Origin of the sequence: Paraburkholderia caballeronis (assembly GCF_900104845.1) — a bacterium.
Lineage (GTDB): Bacteria > Pseudomonadota > Gammaproteobacteria > Burkholderiales > Burkholderiaceae > Paraburkholderia > Paraburkholderia caballeronis.
Genome location: NZ_FNSR01000002.1, coordinates 802,674 through 811,696 on the forward strand (window position 1 = coordinate 802,674; position 9,023 = coordinate 811,696).

Here is a 9,023-nt window from a genome sequence, read left to right on the forward strand (position 1 = left end):
CCGCCTGCCCGGCGGACGCCGCGCGGCCGGAGCGGCTTACTTCGCGAGCGCAGCCTTGACCAGCGCGGACACGGCGGTCATGTCGGCGCGCCCGGCGAGCTTCGGCTTCAGCACGCCCATCACCTTGCCCATGTCCTGCGGACCCGCCGCGCCCGTCTGTGCGACGGCCGCCTGCACTTCGGCCGCGACTTCAGCCTCGGTCAGTTGTGCCGGCATATAGGCGGTCAGCACCTCGACTTCGGCGCTCTCGTTGCTGGCGAGGTCCGTGCGTCCCGCGGCCTCGAACTGGCTGATCGAATCCTTGCGCTGCTTGATCATCTTGTCGATCACCGCCGTGATGCCGGTGTCGTCGAGCGTCACGCGGTCGTCAACTTCACGCTGCTTGATCGCCGCGAGCAGCAGCCGAATCGTGCCGAGACGCCCCGTTTCGCGCGCGCGCATCGCCGCTTTCATGTCGTCGTTGATCCGGTCTTTGAGGCTCATCATTCACCTGAAAATGCTGGGGTTGCTGAACGCCTGGACGCACCAGGCGAGGGGGCCGCGCCGTCGTCCATCCGGACTTCGGCCACCGTCGGCGCATCAACGCAAAAACCCGCCTGGAAACAGTTCCAGGCGGGTCGGCGCAAATTTGTCGTGGTGGCGGCCACACCAGAGAGGCAGCGCCGGCTGGCGGCGCGGCCGGCTTATGCATTGCCGCGGTTCGAACCCGGGGCAATGCCGAAAATCAGTAGAGTTTCTTCGGCAACATCTGGCTGCGTAGGCGCTTGAAGTGGCGCTTTACGGCAGCAGCCTTCTTGCGTTTGCGCTCGGCCGTCGGCTTTTCGTAAAACTCGCGGGCACGAAGTTCGGTCAGCAGGCCGTTCTTCTCGATCGTGCGCTTGAAGCGGCGCATCGCAACTTCAAAAGGCTCGTTTTCTTTTACGCGGATGGTCGTCATTTTCCAATAACGGATCGGGGGTAAAGAGGTTGGAGTATAGCAGACGGATTGCACAAAGACAGCGAGGCGTCAAGGCCGTCGCGCGTACGCCGCAGCGGCCTCGCCGGCCGCGACGCCGGATGCCCACGCCCACTGGAAATTGTAGCCGCCGAGCCAGCCGGTCACGTCGACCGCCTCGCCGACGAAGTACAGCCCCGGCACCCGCTCGCTCATCAGCGTCGCGGAAGACAGTTCGCGCGTATCCACGCCGCCGCGCGTGACTTCGGCCTTCCGGTAACCTTCGGTGCCGGTCGGGGTGAGCGTCCACTGCGACAGTCCCTCACCGATCCGGCGCAGCGTCTTGTCAGGTAGATCGGCAAGGCGTGCGTCCGCGCGCACGTCGTGCGTGTCGAGCCACACGTGCGCTAGCCGCGTCGGCGTCCATTCGGCGAGCAGATTGCCGATCTGCCGCTTCGTCGACGCTTTCGCGTCGATCAACTCGGCCGGCGCGTCGCGGCCCGGCAGCAGATCGATCCGGATCGGCTGGCCCGGCTGCCAGTAGCTCGAAATCTGCAACACGGCCGGGCCGGACAGCCCGCGATGGGTGAACAGCAGATCCTCGTCGAATTCACCGCCGGTGCGCCGGTCGCCCGTCGCGATCCGCACGTCGAGCGACACACCCGCCAGCGCCGCATACGGCGTCCAGTCGTGCGGCGCGAACGTCAGCGGCACCAGCGCCGGCCGCGTATCGACCAGCTTGTGGCCGAACTGCTTCGCGATCCGGTACGCAAAATCGGTCGCGCCGATCTTCGGGATCGACAGGCCGCCGGTCGCGATCACCAGCGCCCGGGCGGCGATCGTCCCCGCCGACGTCCCAATGGTGAAGCCGCTCGTATCCGACCGGCTCACCTGCTCGACGACGACCGGCCGCCGCCATACGATCCGCCCGGCGTCGCATTCCGCGCGCAGCACGTCGATAATCGCGTCGCTCGACTGGTCGCAGAACAGTTGTCCCTTGTGCTTTTCGTGCCAGGTCACGCGATGCTGGCGCAGCAGCGCGAGAAAGTCGCGCGGCGTGTAACGCGCGAGCGCCGACCGGCAAAAATGCGGATTCGCCGACAGGTAATTCGCCGGCCCCGCGTGAAGATTCGTGAAGTTGCAGCGCCCGCCGCCCGAGATGCGGATTTTCTCCGCGAGACGCGGCGCATGGTCGATCAGCACGACCCGGCCGCCCTGCTGGCCGGCCACCGCCGCGCACATCATCCCGGCCGCTCCCGCGCCGATCACGGCGATGTCGAAAGATTCCATGGCGCGCATTGTACCTGCCCGCCTGCCGGCCTCCGGCCGCACTGCTATACTTTCGGGCTTGCCTACACTTTTCGCGTCACGGGCGGATTGCGGCGAATAGCCGGCCAGTTCGGACCCGTTACGCGCCAGATCATGCTCGTTCTCGGCATCGAAAGCTCCTGCGACGAAACCGGCCTCGCGCTCTACGACACGGAGCGCGGGTTGCTCGCGCACGCGCTGCACTCGCAGATCGCGATGCACCGCGAGTACGGCGGCGTCGTGCCGGAACTCGCGTCGCGCGACCACATCCGCCGCGCGCTGCCGCTGCTCGAAGACGTGCTCGCGAAGAGCGGCGCGGCGCGCGCCGACATCGACGCGATCGCATACACGCAAGGACCGGGGCTCGCCGGCGCGCTGCTGGTCGGCGCGAGCGTCGCGAACGCGCTCGCGATGGCATGGAACCGGCCGACGATCGGCATCCATCATCTGGAAGGCCATCTGCTGTCGCCGCTGCTCGTCGACGAGCCGCCGCCGTTCCCGTTCGTCGCGCTGCTGGTGTCGGGCGGCCACACGCAACTGATGCGCGTGACCGACGTCGGCGAATACGAAACGCTCGGCGAAACGCTCGACGACGCCGCCGGCGAAGCATTCGACAAGACCGCCAAGCTGCTCGGCCTCGGTTATCCAGGCGGCCCCGAAGTGTCGCGGCTCGCGGAATTCGGCACGCCGGGCGCGGTGGAACTGCCGCGTCCGATGCTGCATTCGGGCGACCTCGATTTCAGCTTCAGCGGGCTCAAGACCGCGGTACTCACGCACGTGAAGCGGCTCGGCACGAACGTCTGCGAGCAGGACAAGGCGGACCTCGCGCGCGGCTTCGTCGATGCGGCCGTCGAAGTGCTCGCGGCCAAATCGATCGCGGCGTTGAAGCGTACGAAGCTGAAGCGGCTCGTCGTCGCGGGCGGCGTCGGCGCGAACCGGCAACTGCGCGAAACGCTGTCGGCCGCCGCGAAGAAGCGCGGCTTCGACGTTCACTACCCTGACCTGTCGCTGTGCACCGACAACGGCGCGATGATCGCGCTCGCGGGCGCGCTGCGGCTCGAACGCTGGCCGGCGCAGGCAATGCGCGATTACGCGTTCACCGTAAAGCCGCGCTGGGATCTGGCGTCGCTCGCACGCTGATGAAATAGCCGCATCGGCGATCGCCCAAACGACAACGGCCGCCTCGAAACGAGGCGGCCGTTTTTCGTTGCGCCGCGCGGCAGCGCGGAAAGCTCAGACCGCGACGCGCTTGTCGCGCTCGATCACTGCATATGCACTGTGATTGTGGATCGATTCGAAGTTCTCGGCTTCGAGCACATACGCGGCGACGCGCGCATCAGCGTTGAGCCGCACCGCGATGTCGCGCACCAGGTCCTCGACGAACTTCGGATTCTCGTACGCGCGCTCGGTGACGAACTTCTCGTCCGGCCGCTTCAGCAGCCCCCACAGCTCGCACGACGCCTCTTCCTCGGCGATCCGGATCAGGTCCTCGACCGGCAGATCGTCCGCCAGCTCGGCATTGATCGTCACGTGCGAACGCTGGTTGTGCGCGCCGTACTGCGAGATCTTCTTCGAGCACGGGCACAGGCTCGTGACCGGCACCAGCACCTTCAGCCACAGCCGCGTCGCGCCATCGCGCGCGTCGCCGGTCAGCGTCACTTCGTAGTCGAGCAGGCTCTCGACGCCCGACACCGGCGCCACCTTCTTCACGAAGTACGGGAACGACACCTCGATGCGCCCGGCCTGCGATTCGAGCTTCACGAGCATCGCCGTGAGCATCGTGCGGAACGCGGCCGGATCGAGCGGCGCGCGATGCGCTTCGAGCAGCGCGACGAAGCGCGACATGTGCGTGCCTTTCTGATCGGCCGGCAGATGAACGTCGAGGTTCCACGTTCCCACCGTCGGCTGCGCATCGCCGGTCGCGGTGCGCACCGTCAGCGGATGGCGCACCGCCTTCACACCGACGCGCTGGATCGGAATCTGGCGGGTATCGACGGAGCTTTGCACGTCCGGCATCACGAAAGCCGGGTTCATCTGGTTCATGTTGTTATCCTCTCGGCGCGCGCCGCAGCGGGGCGCGCAATGACGAACGCCGGCATGAGCCGGCGTTCGCTGGCGGGTCCGACGGCCCACCGGGTTCGACTGGAAGCTGGCAGTGCAGCGGCAACCTCGACCGCCGCATCGCGCTCACGCGACGCGCATCACCGACTTGCCGGTTGCGCTGGCCGCATGATCGAGGAAGCGTTCGCGAATCGACTTCGCGATCCCTGCCGCATCGAGCCCACAGCCTGCGAGCAGCTTCGCCGGATCGCCATGGTCGATGAAGCGGTCGGGGAGGCCCAATTGTAGTACGGGCTTGATAACCCCACTTTCAAGCAGGGCTTCGACGCACGCGGAACCCGCGCCGCCCATCACGCACCCTTCTTCGACCGTCACCAGCGCGTCATGCGTTTCCGCGAGACGGCGCACCAGCTCCGCGTCGATCGGCTTCACGAAGCGCATGTTCGCGACGGTCGCGTCCAGTTCTTCCGCGGCTGCGAGCGACGGCGCGACCATCGTGCCGAACGCGAGGATCGCGATGCGCTTGCCCGCGGGCGCCGCGCTCTCACGACGGACTTCGCCCTTGCCGAGCGGCAGCGCGGCCATCTGCTTGACGGTCGCGACGCCGGTGCCCGCGCCGCGCGGATAACGCACGGCGGTCGGGTTCGGCTGCTGGAGCGCGGTGTACAGCATCTGGCGGCATTCGTTCTCGTCCGATGCGGCCATCACCGTCATGTTCGGGATGCAGCGCAGGAACGCGAGGTCGTATGCGCCCGCGTGCGTCGCGCCGTCCGCGCCGACGAGGCCCGCGCGGTCGATCGCGAACACGACCGGCAGGTTCTGCAACGCGACGTCGTGGATCAACTGGTCGTACGCGCGTTGCAGGAACGTCGAGTAGATCGCGACGACCGGCTTCAGCCCTTCGGTCGCGAGGCCGCCCGCGAACGTGACCGCGTGCTGCTCGGCGATGCCGACGTCGAAGTAGCGGTCCGGGAAACGCTTCTCGAACTCGACGAGACCGGAGCCCTCGCGCATCGCCGGCGTGATGCCGACCACGCGCGAGTCCAGTTCCGCCGCGTCGCACAGCCACTCGCCGAACACCTGGGTGTAGGTCTTCTTGCTCGGCGTCGTCGACGGCTTGATGCCTTCGGCCGGGTTGAACTTGCCGGGACCGTGGTACAGCACCGGGTCCGCCTCGGCGAGCTTGTAGCCCTGTCCTTTCTTCGTGACGACGTGCAGGAACTGCGGACCGCGCAGCTCCTTGATGTTCTGCAGCGTCGGGATCAACGAATCGAGATCGTGGCCGTCGATCGGCCCGATGTAGTTGAAGCCGAATTCCTCGAACAGCGTCGCCGGCACGATCATGCCCTTCGCGTGCTCTTCGAGCTTGCGCGCGAGGTCGAGCATCGGCGGCGCGACGCGCAGCACGCGTTCGACGCCGGCGCGCGCGGCCGCGTAGAAGCGGCCCGACATCAGGCGCGCGAGGTGGCGGTTCAGCGCGCCGACCGGCGGCGAGATCGACATGTCGTTGTCGTTGAGGATCACGAGCAGCGGCACGTCGTCCTCGACGCCCGCGTTGTTCATCGCCTCGAACGCCATGCCGGCGGTCATCGCGCCGTCGCCGATCACGGCGATTGCCATCCGGTTCTCGCCTTGCAGCTTGCTCGCGACCGCCATGCCGAGCGCCGCCGAGATCGACGTGCTCGAATGCGCGGTGCCGAACGTGTCGTAGTCGGATTCGTCGCGGCGCGGAAAGCCCGAGATGCCGCCGAACTGGCGCAGCGTGGGCATCTGGTCGCGGCGGCCGGTCAGGATCTTGTGCGGGTAGGTCTGATGGCCGACGTCCCAGACGATGCGATCGCGCGGCGTGTCGAACACGTAATGCAGCGCGATCGTGAGTTCGACCGTGCCGAGGTTGGACGACAAATGGCCGCCCGTCTGCGACACGCTGTCGAGCACGAAGGCCCGCAGTTCGTCGGCAAGCGGTTGCAACTGGCGGCGATCGAGGCGGCGCAGGTCCGCCGGGTCGTCAATGGTTTTCAGCAAGTCGTACATCGTCGTTCCATGTCAGGAAAACTGGCGTCCCCGCACTTCTGCCGCTCGCTACTTCCCTTTCGCGCGCGTTGGCGGGTTTTGCGCATTCAACTCACCCGGTTCACGACCAGGTCAGCGAGTTCGGCGAGGCGCTGCGCGAGCGCGCCGAACGGTTCGAGCGCCGCGTGCGCGTCCGCGCGCAACTGCTGCGCGAGCGCACGGGACGCATCGAGACCGATGATCGACACGTAGGTCGGTTTGCCGTCCTTCGCATCCTTGCCGGCGGTCTTGCCGAGCGTCGCGGAATCGGTGGTGACGTCGAGAATGTCGTCCACCACCTGAAACGCGAGGCCCACCGCCGCCGCATAACGGTCGAGCGATTCCAGCGCATGCGCGTCGGCGACCGTGCCGGCCAGCGCGCCCATCCGCACCGAGGCGCGCAGCAGCGCGCCGGTCTTCATCCGGTGCATGGTTTCGAGCTGCTCGCGGCTCAGCGCATGGCCGACGCTCGCGAGGTCGATCGCCTGGCCGCCGGCCATCCCGACCGACCCGCTCGCGAGCGCGAGTTCGCGCACGAGCTTCGCCTGGCGCGCGACGTCGAGCACGTCGGACGTCAGCGTGATGAAAGCCTGCGACTGCAGCGCGTCGCCGACCAGCAGCGCGGTCGGTTCGTCGTACTGCACATGCACGGTCGGCTTGCCGCGGCGCAGCGCGTCGTCGTCCATGCACGGCATGTCGTCGTGGACGAGCGAGTACACATGGATCATTTCGAGCGCGCACGCGGCCGCGTCGAGCGCGCCGGGCTGCGCGCCGGTCAGTTCGCCGGCCGCGTGGCACAGCAGCGGCCGCACCCGTTTCCCCCCGCCGAGCACCGCGTAACGCATCGCATCGTGCAGCGGCGCGGGGACCGCGTCCGCTGCCGGCAGATAGTGTTCGAGCGCGGTTTCGACCCGGTCCAGCACCAGCCGGGTCCATTGTTCAAATGTCATAGATCGTCGTCTCCGCGTTGCGCGGAACTGCCTGTCGTCGTATTGAGGGGTACGGGCCGGAGCGTTTCGCCGTCGAGCACGCGCACCTGTTGTTCCACCTTTTCGAGCTGCTGCTGGCAGAACCGGACCAGCGCGGCGCCCCGCCGATAGGCGGCAAGCGATTCTTCGAGGCTCAGGCTGCCGCTCTCCATCCGCGCAACCAGCCCGTCCAGTTCGGCCAGTGCGGCTTCGTAGCTGTCCGGCAACGGCCCGCCGTCCCCGCCGTCGGTCCCGCTGCCGGCCCCTTCACCCGTTGCAGCACGGTCTTTCGTTGCGGATTTGGCCATCAGTCGTCGCATATTTGAAACAAGGCGGACATTCTACGGCAAAAGCGCCAAGTCCGACCCGCTCGCCAGCGGGTGTCCCCTGCCCACCACACGCGCCCACGCCGCGAGCCCGCCGGGACGCGGGTCGTCGCCCCTGGTCACAAATCCGTAATTTTGACAGGAATCAGTGACTTAGTTACCCCCGGGAGGGGTAAACGGGTATAATCGCCGGTTCCCCTAAATCGAATCTTCGATGGTTGGGTTGTTCACTGCTTTCACGTCTTCACGGGAGTGGGAATGTCCAATCTGAGCAATGCATTGCAGCTGAAGTCCGTCCACAGTCAGCTGCCAGTCACGGCTTACTTTGACGATGCGCTACTGAAGCGCGAAATCGCAACACTTTTCCAGCAGGGTCCTCGCTACGTCGGGCACGAACTGATGGTGCCCGAGGCAGGTGATTATTTTGCGCTGCCTGGCGAAAACGAAGGCCGCGTGCTCGTGCGCAACCAGCAATCGAAGGTGGAACTGCTTTCGAACGTGTGCCGTCATCGCCAGGCGATCATGCTGAACGGCCGCGGCACCGCGCAGAACATCGTCTGCCCGCTGCACCGCTGGACCTACGACCTGAACGGCGAGCTGCTCGGCGCGCCGCATTTCGCGGACAAGCCCTGCCTGAACCTGAACGCCACGCCAGTGCAAAACTGGCAGGGGCTGCTGTTCGAGGAAGGCGGCCGCGACGTCGCGCGCGATCTCGCGCGGCTCGGTCCGGCGAAGCATCTCGACTTTTCGGACTTCATGTTCGATCACGTCGAAATCCACGACTGCAACTACAACTGGAAGACCTTCATCGAGGTCTATCTGGAGGACTACCACGTCGTGCCGTTCCACCCCGGCCTCGGCAACTTCGTGTCGTGCGACGACCTGAAGTGGGAGTTCGGTGAATGGTATAGCGTGCAGACGGTCGGCGTCCACAATCATCTCGGCAAGCCGGGCAGCCCGGTGTACCGCAAGTGGCACGACGAAGTGCTGCGCTTCCGCGGCGGCGTGCCGCCGGAGTTCGGCGCGATCTGGATGGTGTACTACCCGAACCTGATGATCGAGTGGTATCCGCACGTGCTCGTCGTGTCGTGGCTGATTCCGCGCGGCCCGCAAAAGACGACGAACGTCGTCGAGTTCTACTACCCCGAGGAAATCGCGCTGTTCGAACGCGAGTTCGTCGAGGCGGAGCGCGCCGCCTATATGGAAACGGCCGTCGAGGACGACGAGATCGCCGAACGGATGGACGCGGGCCGCCGCGCGCTGTTCGACCGCGGCGAGTCGCAGGTCGGTCCGTACCAGAGCCCGATGGAAGACGGGATGCAGCACTTCCACGAATTCCTGCGGCGCGAGCTTGGGCCGATCTGAGCGACGCGG

The 9,023-nt window shown here is 66.6% G+C and carries 9 protein-coding genes; 2 read left to right on the forward strand and 7 right to left on the reverse strand.

Features of this window, described 5'->3' with window-relative positions:
* Window positions 1-36: 36 nt before the first annotated feature.
* From BLV92_RS20130 to BLV92_RS20140, 3 genes are all read right to left on the reverse strand, one after another.
* Window positions 37-483: a GatB/YqeY domain-containing protein gene (locus tag BLV92_RS20130; protein WP_090551244.1), complete on the reverse strand. Its 447-nt coding sequence runs from the start codon at window positions 481-483 to the stop codon at window positions 37-39.
* A gap of 241 nt (window positions 484-724) precedes the next feature.
* Window positions 725-937, reverse strand: a complete 213-nt coding sequence (gene rpsU, locus BLV92_RS20135; RefSeq protein WP_013434742.1) for a 30S ribosomal protein S21 — start codon at window positions 935-937, stop codon at window positions 725-727.
* A gap of 69 nt (window positions 938-1,006) precedes the next feature.
* A complete protein-coding gene (locus BLV92_RS20140) occupies window positions 1,007-2,224 on the reverse strand; it encodes a BaiN/RdsA family NAD(P)/FAD-dependent oxidoreductase (RefSeq protein WP_090548142.1) in 1,218 nt (405 codons plus the stop codon).
* 132 nt (window positions 2,225-2,356) lie between these two features.
* Here BLV92_RS20140 and tsaD point away from each other — a divergent pair, with 132 nt between their 5' ends.
* On the forward strand, window positions 2,357-3,382 hold the full coding sequence (gene tsaD, locus BLV92_RS20145) for a tRNA (adenosine(37)-N6)-threonylcarbamoyltransferase complex transferase subunit TsaD (protein ID WP_090548143.1): 1,026 nt from the start codon (window positions 2,357-2,359) through the stop codon (window positions 3,380-3,382).
* 93 nt (window positions 3,383-3,475) lie between these two features.
* Here the strand turns inward: tsaD and folE2 are convergent, their stop codons facing one another.
* The 4 genes from folE2 to BLV92_RS20165 form a co-directional block, all read right to left on the reverse strand.
* Window positions 3,476-4,285, reverse strand: coding sequence for a GTP cyclohydrolase FolE2 (folE2, locus tag BLV92_RS20150; protein ID WP_090548145.1), 810 nt, complete (start codon window positions 4,283-4,285; stop codon window positions 3,476-3,478).
* A 144-nt stretch (window positions 4,286-4,429) separates the two neighbouring features.
* Window positions 4,430-6,337: a 1-deoxy-D-xylulose-5-phosphate synthase gene (gene dxs / locus BLV92_RS20155; RefSeq protein WP_090548146.1), complete on the reverse strand. Its 1,908-nt coding sequence runs from the start codon at window positions 6,335-6,337 to the stop codon at window positions 4,430-4,432.
* Window positions 6,338-6,423: 86 nt separating this feature from the next.
* Window positions 6,424-7,305: a polyprenyl synthetase family protein gene (locus BLV92_RS20160; protein WP_090548147.1), complete on the reverse strand. Its 882-nt coding sequence runs from the start codon at window positions 7,303-7,305 to the stop codon at window positions 6,424-6,426.
* Entirely contained in the window at window positions 7,302-7,631 is a 330-nt protein-coding gene (locus BLV92_RS20165) for an exodeoxyribonuclease VII small subunit (RefSeq protein ID WP_090548149.1), read from the reverse strand. Before BLV92_RS20165 ends, BLV92_RS20160 begins: the two co-directional genes overlap by 4 nt.
* A gap of 276 nt (window positions 7,632-7,907) precedes the next feature.
* On the opposite strand from BLV92_RS20165, the gene BLV92_RS20170 reads away from it, so the two are divergent.
* Window positions 7,908-9,014 carry an aromatic ring-hydroxylating oxygenase subunit alpha gene (locus BLV92_RS20170; protein ID WP_090548151.1) on the forward strand — a complete coding sequence of 369 codons (1,107 nt, stop codon included), beginning with the start codon at window positions 7,908-7,910 and terminating at the stop codon, window positions 9,012-9,014.
* Window positions 9,015-9,023: the final 9 nt, after the last annotated feature.